The organism is Type-F symbiont of Plautia stali (assembly GCF_059731105.1).
The window spans coordinates 3,658,387-3,681,735 of sequence record NZ_AP035909.1; the positions used below are offsets into that span (position 1 = coordinate 3,658,387).

The following is a 23,349-nucleotide window of genomic DNA, read 5'->3' on the forward strand; positions in this document are numbered from 1 at the left end:
CGGGTTTTTTATGGCCCGAATAAAGGTCAGTAAAGGGGGTTCGGGCTGGGCTGGGCTGGGCTGGGCTGGGCTGGGCTGGGCTGGGCTGGGCTGGGCTGGGCTGGGCTGGGCTGGGCTGGGCTGGGCTGGGCTGGGCTGGGTAGCACAGGCTGAGGCGACTACGCTTTTCTATCACTATTGATAACCGGAAAAGGCGCTGCTCCACTTTCTGCAGCCACAACGAAAAAAGCCCTTCGCATACGCGAAGGGCTCTCTCTTATTTGATGCCTGGCAGTTCCCTACTCTCGCATGGGGAGACCCCACACTACCATCGGCGCTACGGCGTTTCACTTCTGAGTTCGGCATGGGGTCAGGTGGGACCACCGCGCTACAGCCGCCAGGCAAATTCTTTTCTTTACCGAACTCGTGTCTTAACTGGTGCTGATACCCAGAGTCGAACTGGGGACCTCACCCTTACCAAGGGTGCGCTCTACCAACTGAGCCATATCAGCACACTAAATTTGATGCCTGGCAGTTCCCTACTCTCGCATGGGGAGACCCCACACTACCATCGGCGCTACGGCGTTTCACTTCTGAGTTCGGCATGGGGTCAGGTGGGACCACCGCGCTAAAGCCGCCAGGCAAATCTTGGTGCACGAAACGAAAAAATCTTCGCTTCTGCTAATTCTTTATCCGTCACAAACTGAAAATCTGTCTCTCAAAAAACGCCTCTGGCGTTGTAAGGTTAAGCCTCACGGGTCATTAGTACCGGTTAGCTCAACGCATCGCTGCGCTTACACACCCGGCCTATCAACGTCGTCGTCTTCAACGTCCCTTCAGGACCCTCAAGGGGTCAGGGAGAACTCATCTCGGGGCAAGTTTCGTGCTTAGATGCTTTCAGCACTTATCTTTTCCGCACTTAGCTACCGGGCAGTGCCATTGGCATGACAACCCGAACACCAGTGGTGCGTTCACTCCGGTCCTCTCGTACTAGGAGCAACCCCCCTCAATTCTCCAGCGCCCACGGCAGATAGGGACCGAACTGTCTCACGACGTTCTAAACCCAGCTCGCGTACCACTTTAAACGGCGAACAGCCGTACCCTTGGGACCTACTTCAGCCCCAGGATGTGATGAGCCGACATCGAGGTGCCAAACACCGCCGTCGATATGAACTCTTGGGCGGTATCAGCCTGTTATCCCCGGAGTACCTTTTATCCGTTGAGCGATGGCCCTTCCATTCAGAACCACCGGATCACTATGACCTGCTTTCGCACCTGCTCGAGCCGTCACTCTCGCAGTCAAGCCAGCTTATGCCATTGCACTAACCTCACGATGTCCGACCGTGATTAGCTGACCTTCGTGCTCCTCCGTTACTCTTTGGGAGGAGACCGCCCCAGTCAAACTACCCACCAGACACTGTCCGCACCCCGGATCACGGGGCCACGTTAGAACATCAAACATTAAAGGGTGGTATTTCAAGGATGGCTCCACGCAGACTGGCGTCCGCGCTTCAAAGCCTCCCACCTATCCTACACATCAAGGCTCAATGTTCAGTGTCAAGCTGTAGTAAAGGTTCACGGGGTCTTTCCGTCTTGCCGCGGGTACACTGCATCTTCACAGCGAGTTCAATTTCACTGAGTCTCGGGTGGAGACAGCCTGGCCATCATTACGCCATTCGTGCAGGTCGGAACTTACCCGACAAGGAATTTCGCTACCTTAGGACCGTTATAGTTACGGCCGCCGTTTACCGGGGCTTCGATCAAGAGCTTCTCCTTGCGGATAACCCCATCAATTAACCTTCCGGCACCGGGCAGGCGTCACACCGTATACGTCCACTTTCGTGTTTGCACAGTGCTGTGTTTTTAATAAACAGTTGCAGCCAGCTGGTATCTTCGACTGGCTTCAGCTCCGGGAGCAAGTCCCTTCACCTACGCGCCAGCGTGCCTTCTCCCGAAGTTACGGCACCATTTTGCCTAGTTCCTTCACCCGAGTTCTCTCAAGCGCCTTGGTATTCTCTACCTGACCACCTGTGTCGGTTTGGGGTACGATTCTGTGTTACCTGATGCTTAGAGGCTTTTCCTGGAAGCAGGGCATTTATCACTTCAGCACCGTAGTGCCTCGTCGTCACGCCTCAGCGTTAAAAGAGTCCGGATTTACCTGGACCCTCCGCCTACACGCTTAAACCGGGACAACCGTCGCCCGGCTGATATAGCCTTCTCCGTCCCCCCTTCGCAGTAACACCGAGTACAGGAATATTAACCTGTTTCCCATCGACTACGCCTTTCGGCCTCGCCTTAGGGGTCGACTCACCCTGCTCCGATTAACGTTGAACAGGAACCCTTGGTCTTCCGGCGAGCGGGCTTTTCACCCGCTTTATCGTTACTTATGTCAGCATTCGCACTTCTGATACCTCCAGCATGCCTCACAGCACACCTTCGACGGCTTACAGAACGCTCCCCTACCCAACAACACATAGTGTCGCTGCCGCAGCTTCGGTGCATGGTTTAGCCCCGTTACATCTTCCGCGCAGGCCGACTCGACCAGTGAGCTATTACGCTTTCTTTAAATGATGGCTGCTTCTAAGCCAACATCCTGGCTGTCTGTGCCTTCCCACATCGTTTCCCACTTAACCATGACTTTGGGACCTTAGCTGGCGGTCTGGGTTGTTTCCCTCTTCACGACGGACGTTAGCACCCGCCGTGTGTCTCCCGTGATAACATTCTCCGGTATTCGCAGTTTGCATCGGGTTGGTAAGCCGGGATGGCCCCCTAGCCGAAACAGTGCTCTACCCCCGGAGATGAGTTCACGAGGCGCTACCTAAATAGCTTTCGGGGAGAACCAGCTATCTCCCGGTTTGATTGGCCTTTCACCCCCAGCCACAGGTCATCCGCTAATTTTTCAACATTAGTCGGTTCGGTCCTCCAGTTAGTGTTACCCAACCTTCAACCTGCCCATGGCTAGATCACCGGGTTTCGGGTCTATACCCTGCAACTTAACGCCCAGTTAAGACTCGGTTTCCCTGCGGCTCCCCTATACGGTTAACCTTGCTACAGAATATAAGTCGCTGACCCATTATACAAAAGGTACGCAGTCACACCACAAGGGTGCTCCCACTGCTTGTACGTACACGGTTTCAGGTTCTGTTTCACTCCCCTCGCCGGGGTTCTTTTCGCCTTTCCCTCACGGTACTGGTTCACTATCGGTCAGTCAGGAGTATTTAGCCTTGGAGGATGGTCCCCCCATATTCAGACAGGATACCACGTGTCCCGCCTTACTCATCGAGCTCACAGCGTGTGTGCTTTTGTGTACGGGAGTATCACCCTGTACCCTGCGACTTTCCAGACGCTTCCACTAACACACATGCTGATTCAGGCTCTGGGCTGCTCCCCGTTCGCTCGCCGCTACTGGGGGAATCTCGGTTGATTTCTTTTCCTCGGGGTACTTAGATGTTTCAGTTCCCCCGGTTCGCCTTGCAGCACTATGTATTCATGCTGCAATGATGCACTGAGTGCACCGGGTTTCCCCATTCGGACATCGACGGCTGTAGCGGTTCATATCACCTTACCGTCGCTTTACGCAGATTAGCACGTCCTTCATCGCCTCTGACTGCCAGGGCATCCACCGTGTACGCTTAGTCGCTTAACCTCACAACCCACAGGCGTTTTCACGCTGCAGACTGTAAGCATTTGAGAGACTCGAACATGTCGCCATTTCATTCTTATTACGGAGAATGAACGCGTCATGTCGTTTCAATTTTCAGCTTGTTCCGGATTGTTAAAGAGCAAATATCTCAGACGCGTCTCCCTGCTCGCGCAGCGGAAACGGTTTTGAGATACTGTATGGAGACACCTTTCACCTGTCACCAAGCAGGTGGCGTCCCCTAGGGGATTCGAACCCCTGTTGCCGCCGTGAAAGGGCGGAGTCCTAACCGCTAGACGAAGGGGACACGATAGTGTCACGACTTCGCAGCCGTCCTGCTCATTACTTTTTATCAGACAATCTGTGTGAGCACTTCGCGGGAAAGTATCTTCAGGTAAGGAGGTGATCCAACCGCAGGTTCCCCTACGGTTACCTTGTTACGACTTCACCCCAGTCATGAATCACAAAGTGGTAAGCGCCCTCCCGAAGGTTAAGCTACCTACTTCTTTTGCAACCCACTCCCATGGTGTGACGGGCGGTGTGTACAAGGCCCGGGAACGTATTCACCGTGGCATTCTGATCCACGATTACTAGCGATTCCGACTTCACGGAGTCGAGTTGCAGACTCCGATCCGGACTACGACGCACTTTGTGAGGTCCGCTTGCTCTCGCGAGGTCGCTTCTCTTTGTATGCGCCATTGTAGCACGTGTGTAGCCCTACTCGTAAGGGCCATGATGACTTGACGTCATCCCCACCTTCCTCCGGTTTATCACCGGCAGTCTCCTTTGAGTTCCCGACCGAATCGCTGGCAACAAAGGATAAGGGTTGCGCTCGTTGCGGGACTTAACCCAACATTTCACAACACGAGCTGACGACAGCCATGCAGCACCTGTCTCAGAGTTCCCGAAGGCACCAATCCATCTCTGGAAAGTTCTCTGGATGTCAAGAGTAGGTAAGGTTCTTCGCGTTGCATCGAATTAAACCACATGCTCCACCGCTTGTGCGGGCCCCCGTCAATTCATTTGAGTTTTAACCTTGCGGCCGTACTCCCCAGGCGGTCGACTTAACGCGTTAGCTCCGGAAGCCACTCCTCAAGGGAACAACCTCCAAGTCGACATCGTTTACGGCGTGGACTACCAGGGTATCTAATCCTGTTTGCTCCCCACGCTTTCGCACCTGAGCGTCAGTCTTCGTCCAGGGGGCCGCCTTCGCCACCGGTATTCCTCCAGATCTCTACGCATTTCACCGCTACACCTGGAATTCTACCCCCCTCTACGAGACTCAAGCCTGCCAGTTTCAAATGCAGTTCCCAGGTTAAGCCCGGGGATTTCACATCTGACTTAACAGACCGCCTGCGTGCGCTTTACGCCCAGTAATTCCGATTAACGCTTGCACCCTCCGTATTACCGCGGCTGCTGGCACGGAGTTAGCCGGTGCTTCTTCTGCGGGTAACGTCAATCGGCGAGGTTATTAACCTCACCGCCTTCCTCCCCGCTGAAAGTACTTTACAACCCGAAGGCCTTCTTCATACACGCGGCATGGCTGCATCAGGCTTGCGCCCATTGTGCAATATTCCCCACTGCTGCCTCCCGTAGGAGTCTGGACCGTGTCTCAGTTCCAGTGTGGCTGGTCATCCTCTCAGACCAGCTAGGGATCGTCGCCTAGGTGGGCCATTACCCCGCCTACTAGCTAATCCCATCTGGGTTCATCCGATAGTGAGAGGCCCGAAGGTCCCCCTCTTTGGTCTTGCGACGTTATGCGGTATTAGCCACCGTTTCCAGTGGTTATCCCCCTCTATCGGGCAGATCCCCAGACATTACTCACCCGTCCGCCACTCGTCACCCGAGGAGCAAGCTCCTCTGTGCTACCGTCCGACTTGCATGTGTTAGGCCTGCCGCCAGCGTTCAATCTGAGCCATGATCAAACTCTTCAATTTAAAGTTTGATTTGCTGAAACGGGTTCAGCGGTGCTCATCTGTAAAACGTCATAATGAATTTCATTATGTGTTCACTCGTGAGGCTTTGATATTTTTGTGCGCCCAAAGACGCTGATATCAATCCTGCGAGTGCCCACACAGATTGTCTGATAAATTGTTAAAGAGCAGTGCGAACAGTGCGTTAGCGTCCTGTCGCGAGGTGGCGTATATTACGCTTTCCTCCTTCAGAGTCAACCTCTTTTTCAGAAGTTTTTCTCCGGCGGCTCAGTCTCCTGAACCTTCAACCCGTTTCCCGTTGCCGGTGTGCCGTGTCGATGGAGGCGCATTATAGGGATCCCGTTTCAGAGCACAACCCTTTTTTTGGATCTTTTTTCTGAACGGTTATAAATGATCCAGATTGATGAGATCGCCAGCGATCCAGGCCAGAATAGGCTTGTCAGCTGGCTAAAATCACATCAGGCTGCTGAGAAAACAGAATAAAGGAGAACACAATGACTTCCGCCTTACGTCCTTATAAAGATCGCTTTCCACAAACTGGCCAGCGCGTCATGGTCGATCCAGCCAGTGTTGTGGTGGGTGATGTCATCATGGCCGATGACGTGAGCATCTGGCCGCTGGTCGTCATCCGGGGAGACGTGAATCAGGTTCGCATCGGTGCCCGTACTAATGTGCAGGATGGCAGTGTTCTGCATGTCACGCATAAATCTGCCGCTAACCCGGAAGGCTTCCCGCTGATTATTGGCGAGGATGTCACGGTCGGGCACAAAGCGATGCTGCATGGCTGCACTATCGGCGATCGTGTGCTTGTCGGGATGGGCTCGATTCTGCTTGATGGCGTAATAGTAGAAGAAGAGGTCATGATTGGGGCAGGCAGTCTGGTCCCTCCAGGTAAACGGCTGGAGAGCGGCTATCTCTATCTGGGCAGTCCGGTCAGACAGATCAGGCCGCTGAACGACCAGGAGAAGGAAGGATTACGCTATTCGGCGAATAACTATGTCGGCTGGAAAAATGATTACCTGGCGGGAGATAACCAGACCCAGCCCTGAGCATCAACACGCTCCTGACGAATGGCCGCTTCGGCTTCATCTTCGAGATCCCAGCGATGGTGCTGAAACAGCGCCATCGCCTCCCCTTCGCCAAAGCGTGACGTCAGCGACATACGGCTGATCGCACAGATCAACCGCATACCGTTAACCAGTACCGGGAAGCAGACGGCATCCCGTTCAGCGTCATAGGTTTCATCGTCAGGAAACTGAATCGCCTGATTCATGGCTGCATAGCCTGTTTCAGCTGAGCAATGACCGGCGCAACGTCCGGCATCACACCATGCCATATATAGAAGGCATGCGCCGCCTGCCCCACCAGCATTCCCACACCATCCGCCAGAGCGTGCGCTCCCTGCGTCTGACACCAGAGCAGGAAAGGCGTCAGCCCGCTTTGATAGAACATGTCATAGCAGCGTACGCCGGGATGGATCAGCTCCGCAGGTAGAGGGGGTGTTTTCCCCTCTACACCGCTTGAAGTCGCATTGATGATAAGGTCGAAACGCTGGTCCGCCAGTTGATCAAACGCAGCTGCACGGATAGTGCCGCTCTTTGCGAACAGGCCAGCCAGCTCCCCTGCCCGTTCGGCGGTGCGGTTTACCACGGTGAGCGTCACCCCTGACGAAAGCAAAGGATGAATCACACCGCGCGCCGCCCCACCTGCGCCCACCAGCAGAACATTGTCGCCCGCATTGATCATCTTCAGCCGTTCAAGATCGCTTAACAGGCCGATACCATCCGTGTTGTCACCCAGGATCTGCCCGTCGCTGAGCTTTTTTACCGTATTAACGGCGCCGGACAGGGCCGCGCGTTCACTGAGTTGATCGGCAAACTCCCAGGCCTGCTGTTTAAAAGGCAGGGTCACGTTGGCACCACGACCGCCCTGTGCAAAAAAGGTTGTCAGCGCATCGCGAAATCCGTCAACCGGTGCACAGATCCGGCCATATCGATGCTCGATCCCAGTCTGTTCAGCAAAAGCCTGATGGATCAGCGGAGATTTACTGTGGCTGATCGGATTACCGAAAACGGCGAATTGATCCATGAGTTAACCCTGACGTATAAGTTCGCCGCTGATTACATCGCGGATTTCTGAAGGATTGAGACGTCCCCCCGTTTTCCCGGACAGAACCGGAAAGTCCTCACCAAACTGCTTATACACTTCTTCTGCCGTACGGCAGGGAGGCTGTCCTGACAGATTGGCGCTGGTTGAAACCAGCGGTTTACCAAATGCGCGGCAAAGCGCCTGCACATCCGGATGGTCACTGACCCGTATCGCCAGCGAGTCGAACTGTCCGGTCAGCCAGCGGGGCGTCTGGGGAGGAACCGGGACGACAAAGGTCACCGGGCCGGGCCAGCAGGCGAACATGCGCTCACGCTGGATCACAGAGAGTTCGCGATCGGAGATATAGGGTTCTAGCTGGGAATAATCAGCTGCGATCAGAATGAGTCCCTTTTCTACCGGACGCTGTTTCAGCGCCAGCAGCGCCATGACGGCAGATTCACTGTCAGGGTCGCAGCCCAGACCAAATACGGCTTCAGTGGGATAGGCGATGACCGCCTGACGATTCAGCTCTGCTACGCAGCGCTCAAGTGAATCGGCGAGGTGTTGATTTTCCATGATCTATTCATTCTCTTCAGCAATGGCTTTGCCACAACTTTTACTGGCGCAGAAGCGTTTAACCCCCTGCGCTGTCTTTTTTTCAACCAGCAACGGAAACTGACACCAGGCACAGACCCCGGCCACGGGCGTCAGGTTGACGACAAACTGGCAGGCGGGATAACGATCACAGGAGTGGAACGTTTTGCCATAACGGGAACGCCGCTGAACCAGCCGGCCTTCATGGCACTGTGGACACGCCAGCGTCGTTTCATCCGGTTTGTCGATGGTTTCACTGTAGCCGCATTCAGGATAGTGGCTACAGCCAATAAACATGCCATACCGGCCCTGCCGCAACACTTTATCGGCTCCGCATTCAGGACAGGCGTGACCCTCCAGCACTTTAACCACATGGCCATCGGCCTGCCCTTTCAAGGGCCGGATGTAGTCACATGCCGGATAGTTGGCGCATCCCAGAAAAGGGCCATGTTTACCCGAGCGGATAACCAGTTCTGCCCCGCAAGCGGGGCAGGGATCCTGTTTACGCACGGTGAAGAGTGCAGCTTTACTCATAGCGATAAATGCATGAAAGGAAATTTAATGCAGCATACCTTCATTGACGTCGAATAGCAGTTCTTCCATCTGCTGATAGGCATTTTCACATCCCGGGATGTTGAACAACACCATCAGCACCACCCATTTGAGGTCCTCCAGATCAAACTCAGAGGTATCCAGCGCCATGACACGTTCGATGACCATCTCACGGGTTTCCAGATTCAGCACCTGAATCTGCTCCAGGAAGAGCAGGAAACCGCGGCTTTCGGCATCTAAACGTTTACTCTCTTCGTCGGTATAAATACGCATAGAGAGCGGATCGTTGGTCAGTAAAATTGGCGCAACCAGTCCTTCCTGATAATCCGCCAGTCTTTCCAGCCAGTTAAGCGCACTGTAAATATCTTCACGATGGAACCCGGCATCCGTCAGGTCATCTGTCAATCTGTCCTGATCAACACCCATTTCTGCTTCGTTGTGGATATAGGTCTCAAACAAGTACATGAGTACGTCGAACATGGCATGCCCTCCTCAATCGGACATAGCCGCCGGGTACAGCTGCGATCCATCCTGCTAACTCCAGTTCCAGCAATTGAGCTGAGATAACTGGCACAGATTGGCCGGCACGTTCAGCGACAACGTCAACAGGTGTAACCTCATCACCTACGTTAGCCAACACATCAGCAAATGGCAATGGAGCATCGTCACCTGGTTCAGAATAAATTTCGTCATCCTGTGTCACAGGCAGCCAGTTCAGTGCCCCAGCCAGATCCTCCAGAATGTTGTTGGGATGTGCCACCAGCAGGGCGCCCTGCTGAATCAGCCAGTTGACCCCTTCGCTTAACGGGTTGCCGAGCGCGCCAGGTAGTGCATAAACATTGCGGTTTTGCTCCAGCGCATAGCGAGCGGTCACCAGTGAACCACTCTTCAGCGAGGCTTCCACCACCAGCACGCCCAGACTCAGGCCGCTGATGATCCGATTGCGACGCGGAAAGTTGAGCGGATGAGGAATGGTGTTCAGCGGAAACTCAGACACCACGGCACCGCCCTGCTCAACAATCTCTGCGGCAAGGCGGACATGCTGTCGGGGATAGAGCCGCTGCAGCCCGCTGCCTAATATGGCTACCGTTTTGCCGCCGGTACTCAGTGCCGCCTGATGCGCAACGCCATCAATCCCCCTCGCCAGTCCGCTGGTGATGGTCAGCCCGCTGAGGCTCAGGTGCCGGGTAAACCATTCGCCCCAGTAACGGCCATTGGGTGAGCCGTTCCGGCTGCCCACGACTGCCAGCTGTGGGGTAGTGATGACGGCCGGATCGCCGTGGATGTAAAGCAGCGGCGGAAAGCGACTGGTTTCCCTGAGGCGGGCAGGATAGGCGGCGTCCAGCGCAGTGATCAGATGATGGGCAGGACTGCGCGCTAACCAGTGCTGCACATCAGTGATCGTTTTTTCAGGCAGATCAGCGTATTGCTGACACTGCACAGCGTCTAACCCCAGCCGCATAAGTTTCCCGCTGTCTGCCGGTGCATCGCCCAGCTGCTGCGCCACGGTCAGCCAGCGCTTTCCTGTCATTCCACACACCGCGGCCAGCCGCAGATACTGCGCTATTTTGTCCATTTGCTGCTCCCTGATTGCCCCGGCTTCCTGCCGCACAATGCTGTCAATCAAGTCTCAGAAAGTCTACAATATGAGGCAGTAATCTTTTCCTAACCGAATACAGATCTGGATATTTATGTCAGTTTTGCAGGTATTACATTTTCCTGACGAGCGCCTTCGCAAAGTCGCCGCGCCCGTTAAAGAAGTTAACGCAGACATTCAGCGTATCGTTGATGATATGTTCGAGACGATGTATGCCGAAGAGGGCATCGGTCTTGCGGCGACGCAGGTCGATATTCATCAGCGCATCATCGTGATTGATGTCTCTGAAAGTCGTGAAGAGCGTTTAGTCCTGATCAACCCTGAGCTGCTGGAAAAAAGCGGTGAAACCGGTATTGAAGAGGGCTGCCTGTCGATTCCGGAACAGCGTGCATTTGTCCCGCGTGCTGAGCGCGTAAAAGTTCGCGCGCTGGATCGCGACGGTAACAGTTTCGAACTGGAAGCCAGCGACTTACTCGCCATCTGTATCCAGCATGAGATCGATCATCTGGAAGGCAAACTGTTTATTGATTATCTGTCGCCTCTGAAGCGTCAGCGGATCAAAACCAGATTAGAGAAACTGGCGCGTCAGAACGCCCAGGCTTCCTGAGATCTTAAAAAGGGATAAACGTGTCTGCCCCGCTAAAAATCATTTTTGCCGGCACTCCTGACTTTGCAGCGCGTCATCTTGACGCGCTGCTTGCTTCTGAGCATCAGGTTATCGGCGTCTTTACTCAGCCCGACCGCCCTGCGGGTCGCGGCAACAAACTCACTCCTGGCCCGGTCAAAACGCTGGCGCTGGCTCATGACATTCCGGTGTTTCAGCCAAAGTCACTGCGACCAGAAGAGAATCAGCAGCTGGTTGCTGACCTGCAGGCCGATGTGATGGTTGTCGTGGCGTATGGATTAATTCTGCCCAGGGCAGTGCTGGATATGCCGCGTCTGGGCTGCATCAATGTCCACGGTTCGCTGCTCCCCCGCTGGCGTGGTGCCGCGCCGATTCAGCGTGCGCTCTGGGCTGGCGACAGTGAAACGGGCGTCACCATCATGCAGATGGATGTGGGTTTAGATACCGGCGATATGCTGCATAAACTGGCCTGCCCGATTACCTCCCAGGACACCAGTGCCACTCTGTATGACAGACTGGCCCAGCTCGGCCCGCAGGGGCTGCTGGATACGCTGACGTTACTCAACACGCAGCAGGCCTCACCCGAAAAACAGGATGAAGCACTCGCCAGCTACGCTGAGAAGCTGAGCAAAGAGGAGGCGCGTCTTGACTGGAGACTGCCCGCAGAACAGCTTGAGCGCTGTATCCGCGCCTTTAATCCCTGGCCGATGAGCTTTTTCACGATTGGCGATCAGCCGGTGAAAGTCTGGCAGGCTACCGTACTGCCTCACCGCGACCATGCACCGGGTGAAATTATCGCTGCAGATAAGCAGGGCATCCAGGTCGCGACCGCCGAGGGCGTATTGAATCTGGTGCAGTTGCAGCCCGCCGGTAAAAAACCGATGTCGGCTCAGGATCTTCTCAACTCGCGTCGGGAATGGTTTGAACCTGGAACCCTTCTGGACTGACTCTCCGGCCCGGTGACTTACCGGGCTTTTTGTTTGATGAAAAACCCTATGACTAAATCAACCAACCTGCGTAGCCTCTCCGCTCAACTGATTGAGCGTGTTGTGGACAAAGGCGAATCCCTGAATACGGTTCTGCCTGCCGCCCAGAAAAAACTCACCGACAAAGATAGCGCATTAGTGCAGGAGATCTGTTTTGGTGTTCTGCGCACACTGCCGCAGCTGGAAGCGCTGATTGGCAAACTGATGGAACGTCCACTGACCGGTAAACAGCGGGTTCTTCACTATCTGATCATGGTCGGACTTTATCAGCTGGAATATACCCGGGTGCCAGCCCACGCTGCACTGGCTGAAACCGTCGCGGGCGCAGAGGTGCTGAAGCGCACCAGCCTGAAAGGATTATTAAACGGGGTATTACGCCAGTTTCAGCGCCAGCGTGAAACGTTACTCGCCAGCATTCAGGATGGCCCACAACGTTATCTCCATCCGGGCTGGCTGCTTAAGCGATTGCAGCACGCCTGGCCGGAACAGTGGGAGCATATCGTCGAAGCAAATAATCTGCGTCCGCCGATGTGGCTGCGGGTTAACCGTCAGCATCATTCACGTGACGCCTGGCTGACCATGCTGACTGAAAGCGGCAGAAATGCACAGTCGGCTGCCGATGTTCCGGATGCGTTGCGGCTTGATGCCCCCGCCCCGGTCAGCCAGTTGCCCGGCTTTGATCAGGGCTGGGTGACCGTTCAGGATTTATCAGCCCAGCGCTGCGCTCTGCTGCTCGAACCTCAGAATGGCGAGCAGATTCTGGATTTATGTGCGGCCCCCGGCGGCAAAACGACCCATATCCTTGAGATTGCGCCGGACGCCGACGTGCTGGCTGTCGATGTGGATGCGCAGCGTCTTAAACGCGTTGATGAGAATCTGCAGCGACTGGGCATGAAAGCGGAGGTCAAACAGGGGGACGGACGGACACCGCAGCAGTGGTGTGGCGATCGGCAGTTTGACCGTATCCTGCTGGATGCGCCCTGCTCTGCAACCGGCGTTATCCGCCGACATCCCGATATTAAGTGGCTGCGCCGCGATCGCGATATCGCTGAGCTGGCAAAGCTGCAGCGTGAGATCCTGGACGCTATCTGGCCGCACCTGAAACCTGGCGGCACGCTTATTTATGCCACCTGCTCCATCCTGCCTGAAGAGAACCACCAGCAGATTGAGGCTTTCCTGCAGCGACAGCACGATGCGCAGGCGGAGCCGCTCAGGGATGCACCGGCGAGCGGGTTACAGGTCTTTCCGGATGCTGAAGGCGGAGATGGTTTCTTCTACGCTAAGCTGATAAAAAATTCGGGTTCACACTGATATGAGTATTGATAAGCGATGAAAATAATCATTCTGGGCGCAGGTCAGGTAGGCGGAACGCTGGCAGAGAATCTGGTGGGTGAAAACAACGATATCACAGTCGTTGATACCGATTCGGCACGCCTGCGTCATCTGCAGGATAAGTTCGATCTGCGTGTAGTGCAGGGACACGGTTCACATCCGCGCATCCTGCGTGAAGCGGGCGCTGAAGACGCCGACATGCTGGTTGCCGTTACCAGTTCGGATGAAACCAACATGATTGCCTGTCAGATTGCTTATTCGCTTTTCAATACGCCGAACCGAATCGCCCGTATTCGTGCGGCGGACTATCTGCGCGATGCAGATAAGCTTTTTATGCCGGAAGCCGTTCCTATCGACCATCTGATCTCACCAGAGCAGCTGGTCATCGATAATATCTACCGTTTGATCCAGTATCCTGGCGCACTGCAGGTGGTGAATTTTGCCGAAGGCAAAGTCAGCCTGGCCGTAGTCAAAGCGTATTATGGCGGGCCTCTGGTCGGGAATCCGCTTTCGATCCTGCGTGAGCATATGCCGCACATTGATACCCGTGTCGCCGCTATCTTCCGTCAGGACCGTCCCATTCGTCCCCAGGGTTCGACCATCGTCGAGGCAGGTGATGAAGTGTTTTTCATCGCGGCCAGCCAGAATATTCGTGCAGTAATGAGCGAAATGCAGCGGCTGGAAAAGCCTTACAAGCGCATCATGTTAGTGGGAGGCGGCAATATCGGTTTCGGTCTGGCACAGCAGCTGGAGAAGCACTACAGCGTCAAGCTGATCGAGCGTAATCCTCAGCGGGCCGCCGAACTGGCTGAACATCTTCATGATACCGTCGTCTTTTATGGCGATGCGTCAGACCAGGAGTTGCTTGCAGAGGAGCATGTCGAGCAGGTTGACCTGTTCATTGCGGTCACCAATGATGATGAAGCCAACATCATGTCAGCCATGCTGGCGAAAAAGATGGGCGCCAAAAAAGTCATGGTGCTGATTCAGCGTCGCGCTTATGTGGATCTGGTGCAGGGCAGTGTTATCGATATCGCGATTTCCCCTCAGCAGGCCACCATCTCTGCCCTGCTGGGCCATGTCCGTAAAGCGGACATCGTGGGTGTCTCCTCGCTGCGTCGCGGCATCGCTGAGGCGATCGAAGCGATAGCGCACGGTGACGAATCGACATCACGGGTGGTGGGCCGCGCAATAGATGATATCAAACTGCCCCCGGGTACCATCATTGGTGCGGTGGTGCGCGGCGATGATGTGATGATTGCCAATGACAACCTGCGTATCGAGCAGGGTGACCATGTGATCATGTTCCTGACCGATAAGAAATTCGTGTCGGATGTTGAGCGGCTCTTCCAGCCAAGTCCTTTCTTCCTGTAAATCCTGTATTGATTTTCAGTCGGGGGGAGTCAGGCAAAACAGCCACCTGTTTGGCTGCGCTTATGGAAAAAACAGCAAGGTTTGTTAGACTTTATGACACTGGCAAGGAAAGGAGTTAAGTATGAGTTTAATCAAAGAGTTTCGTGATTTTGCAATGCGCGGGAATGTGATGGATCTGGCCGTCGGTGTCATCATCGGCGCTGCGTTTGGTAAGATCGTCTCATCATTAGTGGCTAACATCATTATGCCACCGTTGGGCTTATTGATCGGTGGTGTCGATTTCAAATCGTTTGCCTGGGTGCTCAAGCCTGCTGTTGGCGACACGCCTGCCGTCGTTATGCAGTATGGTATCTTCCTGCAGAGTATCTTCGACTTTGTCATCATTGCCTTTGCCATCTTTATGGCGATCAAACTGATGAACCGTCTCTACAAGAAAAAAGAAGTTGAGAAGCCTGCACCTAAACCTTCAAACGAAGAAGTGCTGCTGACTGAAATTCGCGACCTGCTTAAACAGCAGAATACCCGCGTATAGTGAACAAACCGCCTCTGAGGCGGTTTTTTAATGGTAAAGAAGAAGGGCAGTGATAAGACGCTTTCTTATCACTGCCCTCCCATCCCTGCCCCTTGGTGTGTTTTTCCTTCCGTCTGAAGCTGCCCTTACCCTTTTGTTTCTGCTCAATGCGCTGACGGAAAAGCGGGTCGTGTAACAGAGCCTCAATCGCGTTATCGCGGATTTGCCCCCTGGTATGCTGATATTTACTCATAACGCCTCCTGTTGAGGTGGTCTGATACTCTATTCCTTTACGGTAAAATCACAAGACCCTTGTTTGTCTGAAGCCTCTCCCCGCTCCAGTGCCTCAAGAATTGAGCACGAAATGCTACTGTGGCTGTGACCACAACAGGCGTCCGAAAGAATACGCAGAGAGCGCTGCATCGACTCAAGTTCCGCTATCATCTGCGCCACTTCATCCAGCCGTTTCTCAACGATCGCTTTTGACTCCTGGCAGGTGTGATGTGCCGGATCGACCCGGATTGACAGAAGTTCCCGGATCGCTTCCAGACTGAAGCCGAGCTTACGACCGTGGCGAATAAATTTCAGACGCTGCAGATCGCCTTCGCTGTAGAGGCGAAAACCACCTTCGGTACGCTCACCATGATCCATCATCTGCTGCTTTTCATAAAAACGGATGGTGTCAGGCGTTACCTCAGCAAGCTTTGCTAACTGACCTATGCGGAACATCTACTCCTCCTCGCGGAAATGGTGGCGTATCGCGGTAGCATAGTTTCCATGAAGAAAATCGGTACTCATGCCCGCCTGTCGCAAGCGCAGCTCCAGCACCTGAAGCCGGTGACAGTGATCCTGATAGTCACGATCCGCAGGATCCAGCTGGCGAATCAGATCGTTGACTTCCATCGCCTCACGCCTTAACTCCAGCTCGGGGGGCAGAAAGCCAGAATTTTTCAGTAGTCGATACCCTGCCCTTAACTCCGGAGGGACATGACTGTCATCATCCAGCTGTAGCGGTTTGCCAGAGCCAGGAAGGTTACTGAGTTCACCTTTTTCCAGTGCCGCTTTGATGTGCTGTTCAGCAAGTTCGTCTACCAGCCACATAACAGATGCCCTCAAAAATAGAAGCGTCATTCTAAGGTAGCGAATTTCAGGCAATAAAAAACCCGCCGAAGCGGGTTTTTTACGTTGCTGCAGATTACTCTGCGGCTGCTTCTGCTTGAGCTTCTGGACGATCAACCAGCTCGATGTAAGCCATCGGAGCGTTGTCACCAGCACGGAAGCCACACTTCAGAATACGAGTGTAACCACCAGCACGGCTCGCAAAACGCGGGCCCAGCTCATTAAACAGTTTTGCCACGATCTCGTTATCACGAGTACGGGCGAATGCCAGACGACGATTAGCTACGTTGTCGGTCTTGGCAAGAGTAATCAGCGGCTCAACTACGCGACGCAGTTCTTTGGCTTTCGGCAGAGTCGTTTTGATGATCTCATGACGAACCAGAGAACCGGCCATGTTGCGGAACATAGCCTGACGATGGCTGCTGTTGCGGTTCAGTTGACGACCACTCTTACGATGGCGCATGACCTTATCCTTCTCAGTGAAACCTTAACCTGTGATCGGTTTATTCATCAGCAATGCTTGCCGGTGGCCAGTTCTCAAGGCGCATGCCCAGAGACAGACCACGTGAAGCGAGCACATCTTTAATCTCAGTAAGAGATTTTTTACCTAGGTTAGGCGTTTTAAGCAGCTCAACCTCGGTACGCTGTACCAGATCACCGATGTAGTGGATAGCTTCTGCCTTAAGGCAGTTAGCAGAGCGGACAGTCAATTCCAGATCGTCAACAGGGCGCAGCAGGATCGGATCGAATTCTGGTTTCTCTTCTTTAACTTCCGGCTGACGTACATCACGTAAGTCAACGAAAGCTTCAAGTTGTTCAGCCAGAATGGTCGCCGCACGACGAATCGCCTCTTCAGGATCGATTGTGCCGTTGGTTTCCATTTCGATGACCAGCTTGTCCAGGTCGGTGCGCTGCTCTACACGCGCTGCTTCAACATTGTAGGCGATACGGTCTACAGGGCTGTAGCAAGCGTCAACTAACAGGCGGCCGATTGGGCGCTCATCTTCTTCCGAATGAATTCGGGCAGAAGCCGGCACATAGCCACGACCACGCTGAACTTTGATACGCATGCTGATAGCCGCGTTCTCATCGGTCAGATGGCAGATGACATGCTGAGGCTTGACGATTTCGACATCACCATCATGGGTAATGTCGGCTGCAGTCACAGGGCCAATGCCAGATTTATTCAGGGTCAGAATAACTTCATCTTTACCCTGAACTCTTACCGCCAGCCCTTTCAGGTTGAGCAGGATTTCCAGGATATCTTCCTGTACGCCCTCTTTGGTGCTGTACTCATGAAGTACACCATCAATTTCAACCTCGGTCACCGCGCAACCCGGCATGGATGAAAGCAGAATACGGCGCAGTGCGTTACCAAGAGTATGGCCAAAGCCACGCTCTAAAGGCTCAAGGGTCACCTTGGCGTGCGTCGAACTCACTTGCTCGATATCTACCAGGCGCGGTTTTAGAAACTCTGTCACAGAACCCTGCATTGTGTCCTCTCTTTGGTACTAAGCTTTACTTGGAGTAAAGCTCGACGATCAGGTGTTCGTTAATGTCCGCAGACAGATCAGTACGTTCAGGAATACGCTTGAACACACCTTCCATCTTAGTCGCATCAACTTCCAGCCAGGTTGGCTTTTCACGCTGCTCAGCCAGCTCCAGAGCGGCCTTCACGCGAGATTGCTTTTTGGCTTTCTCACGGATGCTAACGACATCATTCGGAGATACCTGATAAGAAGCGATGTTAACAACGCGGCCGTTTACCAGAACAGACTTGTGGCTAACCAGCTGACGTGCTTCTGCACGCGTGGCACCGAAGCCCATACGATAAACTACGTTGTCCAGACGACCTTCCAGCAGAGCCAACAGGTTTTCACCGGTGTTGCCTTTCAGACGAGCTGCTTCTTTGTAATAGTTACGGAACTGACGCTCCAGCACGCCGTAGATACGACGAACTTTCTGCTTCTCACGTAACTGACCGCCGTAATCAGACAGACGCGGTTTACGCGCACCATGCTGACCAGGGGCTTGTTCAATTTTACACTTGGAATCAATCGCGCGAACGCCAGACTTAAGGAATAAGTCAGTGCCCTCACGACGGCTCAGCTTGAGCTTAGGACCCAAATATCTTGCCATTTTCTTTCTCCAACTATCCTAAAAAAACGGGCGTTATACGCGACGTTTTTTCGGCGGACGACAACCGTTATGAGGGATCGGAGTCACATCAGTAATATTCGTGATGCGGAAACCAGCGGCGTTCAAAGCACGAATCGTAGATTCGCGACCCGGACCCGGACCCTTTACCATAACTTCCAGATTCTTAATTCCGTAATCTTTTACCGCTTCTGCACAGCGCTCTGCAGCGACCTGAGCAGCAAACGGAGTGGATTTACGTGAACCGCGGAAACCGGAACCACCGGCGGTTGCCCAACCCAGTGCGTTACCCTGACGATCAGTAATGGTAACGATGGTGTTGTTAAAAGAAGCATGGACATGAGCCACGCCATCTGAGACTTGTTTTCTTACACGCTTGCGTGCACGAACTGGTGCCTTTGCCATTATTTACTCACCCCGATTATTTCTTGATCGGTTTACGCGGACCCTTACGGGTACGTGCGTTGGTCTTGGTACGCTGACCGCGAACCGGAAGACCACGACGATGGCGCAAACCACGGTAGCAACCAAGGTCCATAAGACGCTTGATGCTCAGGGTGATTTCACGGCGCAGATCACCTTCAACAACGAATTTAGCAACTGCATCACGCAGCTGATCAATTTGTTCTTCAGACAGCTCACTGATCTTAACATTTTCAGCAATGCCCGTTGAAGCGCAGATGGCTTTTGAACGGGTTTTACCGATACCGAAGATCGAAGTTAATGCGATAACGGTATGTTTTTGATCAGGAATGTTAATGCCTGCTATACGGGCCACTATGCACTCCTATAATTAAACAAGCACGTCCCATGCTGAAAAGCCCGTTTTCAGGATACTCAAATGGAAACGTACTGACATACAAAAGATTGGCTGGCTAATCTAGCCAGCTCAACCCGACTTTGCAAGAAAAATATGTGACAAAATCAGCCTTGGCGCTGTTTATGCTTTGGCTCGGCGCTGCAGATCACACGTACGACACCGTCGCGACGAATGATTTTGCAGTTACGACATAATCTCTTGACGGAAGCACGAACTTTCATTTTTACTCTCCGTAACTTCTCAACCAACTGAATTAACGGCCGTAGCCTTTCAGGTTAGCTTTCTTCAGTGCCGACTCGTACTGACTGGACATCATCAGAGTTTGCACTTGAGCCATAAAGTCCATGATGACGACAACTACGATAAGCAGTGATGTACCGCCAAAGTAGAAGGGAACCTTCATCGCATCACGCATGAACTCCGGGATAAGGCAGATAAAGGTAATGTACAGGGCGCCGATTAAGGTCAAACGCGTCATTACTTTATCAATATACTTCGCCGTTTGCTCTCCCGGACGAATTCCCGGTACGAATGCACCAGACTTCTTCAGGTTATCTGCTGTTTCACGTGGGTTGAAAACCAACGCCGTATAGAAGAAACAGAAGAAGATGATTGCAGTCGCATAGAGTAGCACATAAAGCGGCTGTCCTGGCTGCAAATACAGCGAAATTGTTGTCAGCCAGTTCCAACCGGTACCGCCCCCAAACCACGATGCAATCGTTGCCGGGAACAGAATAATGCTGGAAGCAAAAATAGCCGGGATAACACCCGCCATATTCACTTTCAACGGTAAATGTGTGCTCTGTGCAGCGTAAACGCGACGACCCTGCTGACGTTTTGCGTAGTTCACCACAATGCGGCGCTGTCCACGTTCAACGAAAATAACAAAGTAGGTCACTGCGAATACGAGTACTGCAACCAACAGCAACAGAAGGAAGTGCAGGTCGCCTTGCCGCGCTTGCTCGATGGTATGGCCAATGGCCGGCGGAAGACCCGCAACAATACCTGCGAAGATAATGATCGAAATACCGTTACCGATACCCCGCTCAGTAATCTGTTCGCCCAGCCACATCAGGAACATTGTCCCTGAGACCAGACTCACAACAGCGGTAAAGTAGAACGCAAAGCCCGGATTCATCACCAGACCCTGCATCCCTGGCATATTCGGCAGACCGGTAGCAATACCGATCGACTGGAATATGGCCAATACCAACGTACCGTATCGGGTGTACTGGCTAATCTTACGACGGCCAGCCTCCCCTTCTTTCTTAATTTCCGCTAACGCTGGATGAACCACCGTTAATAACTGGATAATGATCGATGCCGAGATATACGGCATGATGCCCAGTGCGAAAATAGAAGCACGGCTGAGAGCACCACCAGAGAACATGTTAAACATTTCAATGATGGTGCCACGCTGTTGCTCAAGCAGTTTGGCAAGTACAGTGGCATCAATACCAGGGATTGGAATAAAAGAGCCAATACGGAAGACAATCAGTGCGCCGATGACAAACAGAAGTCTGCGTTTCAGCTCACCAAAGCCGCCTTTGGCGCTTTGAAAATCTAATCCCGGTTGTTTAGCCATCTGCTACTTATTCCTCGATTTTACCGCCAGCAGCTTCGATTGCAGCACGAGCACCTTTGGTGACACGCAGGCCGCGAACCGTTACCGGTGCAGAAACTTCACCAGACAGAATTACTTTAACGAATTCAATCTGAACACCGACAATGTTGGCTGCTTTCAGCGCGTTCAGGTCGACGATACCGCCTTCAACTTTCGCCAGATCAGACAGACGAATCTCTGTGGTGATCATTGCTTTGCGAGAGGTGAAACCGAACTTCGGCAGACGACGGTACAGAGGCATCTGACCACCTTCGAAACCGCGACGTACGCCACCGCCAGAACGTGAGTTCTGACCTTTGTGACCACGACCACCGGTTTTTCCGAGGCCAGAACCGATACCACGACCCAGACGCTTAGTAGCGTGCTTAGACCCTTCGGCCGGAGACAGAGTATTTAAACGCATCTCTTACTCCTCCACTTTAACCATGTAGGAAACCGCGTTGACCATGCCGCGTACAGCTGGCGTGTCTTCACGCTCTACGGTATGACCAATACGACGCAGACCCAGGCCAACCAGAGTGGCTTTATGCTTAGGCAAGCGGCCGATTGAACTACGGGTTTGAGTGATTTTAATAGTCTTAGCCATCGTGATTACCCCAGAATTTCTTCAACGGATTTACCACGCTTAGCAGCGACCATTTCCGGAGATTTCATATTGCCCAGGCCGTCGATAGTTGCACGAACCACGTTGATCGGGTTAGTAGAACCATAGGCTTTTGCCAGTACGTTATGAACTCCAGCGACTTCCAGAACGGCGCGCATTGCACCACCGGCGATGATACCGGTACCTTCTGAAGCCGGCTGCATGAACACGCGGGAACCCGTGTGTGCACCTTTAACAGGGTGCTGCAGGGTGCCGTTGGTCAGCGCGACGTTAACCATGTTGCGACGGGCTTTCTCCATCGCTTTCTGGATCGCTGCTGGAACTTCACGCGCTTTACCGTAACCAAAACCTACGCGACCGTTACCATCGCCTACCACAGTCAGTGCTGTGAAGGAGAAAATACGACCACCTTTAACAGTTTTAGAAACACGGTTTACCGCGATCAGTTTTTCCTGCAGTTCGCCAGCTTGTTTCTCGATGTGTGCCATCTTAGACCTCTACCTTAGAACTGAAGGCCAGCTTCACGGGCAGCATCTGCCAGTGCCTGGACGCGACCATGATATTGGAAACCGGAACGGTCGAAAGAAACACCTGTGATGCCTTTTTCGATTGCGCGTTCTGCGATAGCTTTACCTACTGCAGCTGCGGCTTCTTTATTACCGGTATACTTCAGTTGTTCAGTGATAGCTTTTTCTACAGTAGAAGCAGCGACCAGAACTTCGGAACCGTTCGGGGCGATTACCTGTGCGTAAATATGACGCGGGGTACGATGTACCACCAGGCGAGTAGCACCCAGCTCTTTGAGCTTGCGACGTGCACGGGTCGCACGACGGATACGAGCAGATTTCTTATCCATAGTGTTACCTTACTTCTTCTTAGCCTCTTTGGTACGCACGACTTCGTCGGCGTAACGGACACCCTTGCCTTTGTAAGGCTCAGGACGACGGTAGGCGCGCAGGTCTGCTGCAACCTGACCAATCAGCTGCTTATCAGCGCCTTTCAGCACGATCTCAGTCTGAGTTGGGCATTCTGCAGTGATACCCGCGGGCAGCTGGTGATCGACTGGATGAGAAAAGCCCAGTGACAGGTTAACCATATCGCCTTTAACGGCAGCACGATAACCTACACCAACCAGCTGCAGCTTCTTAGTGAAGCCTTCGGTAACACCGATAACCATTGCGTTCAGCAGCGCGCGAGAAGTACCCGCCTGCGCCCAGCCGTCAACGAAACCTTCGCGCGGAGCGAAAGTCAGAGCGTTGTCAGCATGCTTAACTTCAACAGCATCATTGATAGTACGAGTCAGCTCGCCGTTTTTACCTTTAATCGAAATTACCTGACCGTCGAGTTTTACCTCTACGCCGGCAGGAACAACGACAGGTGCTTTAGCAACACGAGACATATGTATCCTCCGATTACGCTACGTAGCAGATAATTTCGCCACCAAGACCAGCCTGGCGCGCTGCACGATCAGTCATGACACCTTTGGATGTAGAAACTACAGCGATGCCCATACCAGCCATTACCTTTGGCAGCTCATCTTTTTTCTTATAGATGCGCAGGCCAGGACGGCTTACTCGCTGAATGCTTTCTACAACAGCTTTACCCTGGAAATACTTAAGAGTCAGTTCCAGTTCCAGCTTGATGTCGCCTTCGATTTTGAAATCTTCAATATAACCTTCTTCCTTCAGAACGTTGGCAATTGCCAATTTCAGCTTGGAGGAAGGCATGGTGACCGCAACTTTGTTCGCGGCCTGACCGTTACGGATACGGGTCAGCATATCCGCGATCGGATCTTGCATGCTCATCTGTGTTA

The 23,349-nt window shown here is 53.3% G+C and carries 29 protein-coding genes, 2 tRNA genes and 4 rRNA genes; 7 read left to right on the forward strand and 28 right to left on the reverse strand.

Annotated elements, in window-relative coordinates; translation table 11 throughout:
- Positions 1-10: 10 nt before the first annotated feature.
- Positions 11-181 (forward strand): hypothetical protein, encoded by a 171-nt coding sequence (locus AC6I7A_RS17365; protein ID WP_072215458.1) that lies wholly within the window; start codon positions 11-13, stop codon positions 179-181.
- A gap of 84 nt (positions 182-265) precedes the next feature.
- Here AC6I7A_RS17365 and rrf (AC6I7A_RS17370) read toward each other — a convergent pair.
- From rrf (AC6I7A_RS17370) to AC6I7A_RS17395, 6 genes are all read right to left on the reverse strand, one after another.
- Positions 266-381 (reverse strand): 5S ribosomal RNA (rrf, locus tag AC6I7A_RS17370).
- Between the two features lie 34 nt (positions 382-415).
- Positions 416-491: transfer RNA gene (locus tag AC6I7A_RS17375), tRNA-Thr, on the reverse strand.
- 14 nt (positions 492-505) lie between these two features.
- A 5S ribosomal RNA gene (rrf, locus tag AC6I7A_RS17380) occupies positions 506-621 on the reverse strand.
- 99 nt (positions 622-720) lie between these two features.
- A 23S ribosomal RNA gene (locus tag AC6I7A_RS17385) occupies positions 721-3,625 on the reverse strand.
- A 226-nt stretch (positions 3,626-3,851) separates the two neighbouring features.
- Positions 3,852-3,926: transfer RNA gene (locus AC6I7A_RS17390), tRNA-Glu, on the reverse strand.
- Positions 3,927-4,014: 88 nt separating this feature from the next.
- A 16S ribosomal RNA gene (locus AC6I7A_RS17395) occupies positions 4,015-5,556 on the reverse strand.
- The 16S, 23S and 5S rRNA genes sit together here with 2 tRNA genes alongside, the layout of an rRNA operon.
- Before the next feature lie 491 nt (positions 5,557-6,047).
- Here AC6I7A_RS17395 and AC6I7A_RS17400 point away from each other — a divergent pair.
- Positions 6,048-6,602: a gamma carbonic anhydrase family protein gene (locus tag AC6I7A_RS17400; protein WP_058958283.1), complete on the forward strand. Its 555-nt coding sequence runs from the start codon at positions 6,048-6,050 to the stop codon at positions 6,600-6,602.
- On the opposite strand, the gene AC6I7A_RS17405 is transcribed toward AC6I7A_RS17400, so the two are convergent.
- The 6 genes from AC6I7A_RS17405 to dprA are packed head-to-tail and all read right to left on the reverse strand — an operon-like array spanning position 6,569 to position 10,363.
- A complete protein-coding gene (locus AC6I7A_RS17405) occupies positions 6,569-6,826 on the reverse strand; it encodes a DUF1488 family protein (protein WP_009087545.1) in 258 nt (85 codons plus the stop codon). The two genes, AC6I7A_RS17400 and AC6I7A_RS17405, sit on opposite strands and share 34 nt — an antisense overlap.
- The gene (gene aroE / locus AC6I7A_RS17410) at positions 6,823-7,641 is read right to left on the reverse strand and encodes a shikimate dehydrogenase (RefSeq protein ID WP_058958284.1); all 819 of its coding nucleotides are present in this window, start codon (positions 7,639-7,641) and stop codon (positions 6,823-6,825) included. Before aroE ends, AC6I7A_RS17405 begins: the two co-directional genes overlap by 4 nt.
- Before the next feature lie 3 nt (positions 7,642-7,644).
- A complete protein-coding gene (gene tsaC / locus AC6I7A_RS17415; RefSeq protein WP_009087549.1) occupies positions 7,645-8,217 on the reverse strand; it encodes an L-threonylcarbamoyladenylate synthase type 1 TsaC in 573 nt (190 codons plus the stop codon).
- 3 nt (positions 8,218-8,220) lie between these two features.
- Positions 8,221-8,769 carry a DNA topoisomerase family protein gene (locus AC6I7A_RS17420; protein WP_046100690.1) on the reverse strand — a complete coding sequence of 183 codons (549 nt, stop codon included), beginning with the start codon at positions 8,767-8,769 and terminating at the stop codon, positions 8,221-8,223.
- A gap of 24 nt (positions 8,770-8,793) precedes the next feature.
- Positions 8,794-9,267: a DUF494 family protein Smg gene (gene smg / locus AC6I7A_RS17425; protein ID WP_009087552.1), complete on the reverse strand. Its 474-nt coding sequence runs from the start codon at positions 9,265-9,267 to the stop codon at positions 8,794-8,796.
- Positions 9,239-10,363, reverse strand: coding sequence for a DNA-protecting protein DprA (dprA, locus tag AC6I7A_RS17430; protein ID WP_058958285.1), 1,125 nt, complete (start codon positions 10,361-10,363; stop codon positions 9,239-9,241). The genes smg and dprA overlap by 29 nt, the downstream gene beginning before the upstream one ends.
- Positions 10,364-10,478: 115 nt before the next feature.
- On the opposite strand from dprA, the gene def reads away from it, so the two are divergent.
- From def to mscL, 5 genes are all read left to right on the forward strand, one after another.
- Positions 10,479-10,991, forward strand: coding sequence for a peptide deformylase (gene def, locus AC6I7A_RS17435; protein ID WP_009087556.1), 513 nt, complete (start codon positions 10,479-10,481; stop codon positions 10,989-10,991).
- A gap of 20 nt (positions 10,992-11,011) precedes the next feature.
- Positions 11,012-11,956 (forward strand): methionyl-tRNA formyltransferase, encoded by a 945-nt coding sequence (gene fmt, locus AC6I7A_RS17440; RefSeq protein ID WP_046100692.1) that lies wholly within the window; start codon positions 11,012-11,014, stop codon positions 11,954-11,956.
- Between the two features lie 48 nt (positions 11,957-12,004).
- Positions 12,005-13,306: a 16S rRNA (cytosine(967)-C(5))-methyltransferase RsmB gene (gene rsmB / locus AC6I7A_RS17445; RefSeq protein WP_058958286.1), complete on the forward strand. Its 1,302-nt coding sequence runs from the start codon at positions 12,005-12,007 to the stop codon at positions 13,304-13,306.
- A gap of 18 nt (positions 13,307-13,324) precedes the next feature.
- Positions 13,325-14,701 (forward strand): Trk system potassium transporter TrkA, encoded by a 1,377-nt coding sequence (gene trkA, locus AC6I7A_RS17450; RefSeq protein ID WP_009087562.1) that lies wholly within the window; start codon positions 13,325-13,327, stop codon positions 14,699-14,701.
- Positions 14,702-14,822: 121 nt separating this feature from the next.
- The gene (gene mscL, locus AC6I7A_RS17455; RefSeq protein WP_009087564.1) at positions 14,823-15,233 is read left to right on the forward strand and encodes a large-conductance mechanosensitive channel protein MscL; all 411 of its coding nucleotides are present in this window, start codon (positions 14,823-14,825) and stop codon (positions 15,231-15,233) included.
- Here the strand turns inward: mscL and AC6I7A_RS17460 are convergent.
- The 16 genes from AC6I7A_RS17460 to rpsH all read right to left on the reverse strand — a co-directional run bounded on the left by AC6I7A_RS17460 (position 15,208) and on the right by rpsH (position 23,341).
- Entirely contained in the window at positions 15,208-15,465 is a 258-nt protein-coding gene (locus tag AC6I7A_RS17460) for an alternative ribosome-rescue factor A (protein WP_058958287.1), read from the reverse strand. The two genes, mscL and AC6I7A_RS17460, sit on opposite strands and share 26 nt — an antisense overlap.
- Before the next feature lie 29 nt (positions 15,466-15,494).
- Positions 15,495-15,941, reverse strand: a complete 447-nt coding sequence (gene zntR / locus AC6I7A_RS17465; protein WP_046100695.1) for a Zn(2+)-responsive transcriptional regulator — start codon at positions 15,939-15,941, stop codon at positions 15,495-15,497.
- Complete coding sequence (locus AC6I7A_RS17470) at positions 15,942-16,313, reverse strand: DnaJ family domain-containing protein (RefSeq protein ID WP_058958288.1); 372 nt, start codon at positions 16,311-16,313, stop codon at positions 15,942-15,944.
- Between the two features lie 94 nt (positions 16,314-16,407).
- Complete coding sequence (rplQ, locus tag AC6I7A_RS17475) at positions 16,408-16,794, reverse strand: 50S ribosomal protein L17 (RefSeq protein ID WP_009087575.1); 387 nt, start codon at positions 16,792-16,794, stop codon at positions 16,408-16,410.
- A 40-nt stretch (positions 16,795-16,834) separates the two neighbouring features.
- The gene (locus AC6I7A_RS17480) at positions 16,835-17,824 is read right to left on the reverse strand and encodes a DNA-directed RNA polymerase subunit alpha (protein ID WP_003850179.1); all 990 of its coding nucleotides are present in this window, start codon (positions 17,822-17,824) and stop codon (positions 16,835-16,837) included.
- Positions 17,825-17,849: 25 nt separating this feature from the next.
- Positions 17,850-18,470, reverse strand: coding sequence for a 30S ribosomal protein S4 (rpsD, locus tag AC6I7A_RS17485; RefSeq protein WP_008927131.1), 621 nt, complete (start codon positions 18,468-18,470; stop codon positions 17,850-17,852).
- A 33-nt stretch (positions 18,471-18,503) separates the two neighbouring features.
- Entirely contained in the window at positions 18,504-18,893 is a 390-nt protein-coding gene (gene rpsK / locus AC6I7A_RS17490; protein WP_004160563.1) for a 30S ribosomal protein S11, read from the reverse strand.
- Positions 18,894-18,909: 16 nt separating this feature from the next.
- The gene (rpsM, locus tag AC6I7A_RS17495; protein WP_003850176.1) at positions 18,910-19,266 is read right to left on the reverse strand and encodes a 30S ribosomal protein S13; all 357 of its coding nucleotides are present in this window, start codon (positions 19,264-19,266) and stop codon (positions 18,910-18,912) included.
- 146 nt (positions 19,267-19,412) lie between these two features.
- Positions 19,413-19,529 carry a 50S ribosomal protein L36 gene (rpmJ, locus tag AC6I7A_RS17500; protein WP_010252805.1) on the reverse strand — a complete coding sequence of 39 codons (117 nt, stop codon included), beginning with the start codon at positions 19,527-19,529 and terminating at the stop codon, positions 19,413-19,415.
- Between the two features lie 32 nt (positions 19,530-19,561).
- Entirely contained in the window at positions 19,562-20,893 is a 1,332-nt protein-coding gene (gene secY / locus AC6I7A_RS17505) for a preprotein translocase subunit SecY (protein WP_009087577.1), read from the reverse strand.
- Positions 20,894-20,900: 7 nt separating this feature from the next.
- A complete protein-coding gene (gene rplO / locus AC6I7A_RS17510; RefSeq protein WP_009087579.1) occupies positions 20,901-21,335 on the reverse strand; it encodes a 50S ribosomal protein L15 in 435 nt (144 codons plus the stop codon).
- Between the two features lie 3 nt (positions 21,336-21,338).
- Positions 21,339-21,518 carry a 50S ribosomal protein L30 gene (gene rpmD / locus AC6I7A_RS17515; protein ID WP_003850166.1) on the reverse strand — a complete coding sequence of 60 codons (180 nt, stop codon included), beginning with the start codon at positions 21,516-21,518 and terminating at the stop codon, positions 21,339-21,341.
- A 5-nt stretch (positions 21,519-21,523) separates the two neighbouring features.
- Complete coding sequence (rpsE, locus tag AC6I7A_RS17520) at positions 21,524-22,024, reverse strand: 30S ribosomal protein S5 (protein WP_003850164.1); 501 nt, start codon at positions 22,022-22,024, stop codon at positions 21,524-21,526.
- Between the two features lie 14 nt (positions 22,025-22,038).
- Positions 22,039-22,392: a 50S ribosomal protein L18 gene (gene rplR / locus AC6I7A_RS17525; protein WP_003850163.1), complete on the reverse strand. Its 354-nt coding sequence runs from the start codon at positions 22,390-22,392 to the stop codon at positions 22,039-22,041.
- A 9-nt stretch (positions 22,393-22,401) separates the two neighbouring features.
- Positions 22,402-22,935, reverse strand: a complete 534-nt coding sequence (gene rplF / locus AC6I7A_RS17530) for a 50S ribosomal protein L6 (RefSeq protein ID WP_009087581.1) — start codon at positions 22,933-22,935, stop codon at positions 22,402-22,404.
- Between the two features lie 13 nt (positions 22,936-22,948).
- Positions 22,949-23,341: a 30S ribosomal protein S8 gene (gene rpsH / locus AC6I7A_RS17535; protein ID WP_003850158.1), complete on the reverse strand. Its 393-nt coding sequence runs from the start codon at positions 23,339-23,341 to the stop codon at positions 22,949-22,951.
- Positions 23,342-23,349 lie beyond the last annotated feature (8 nt).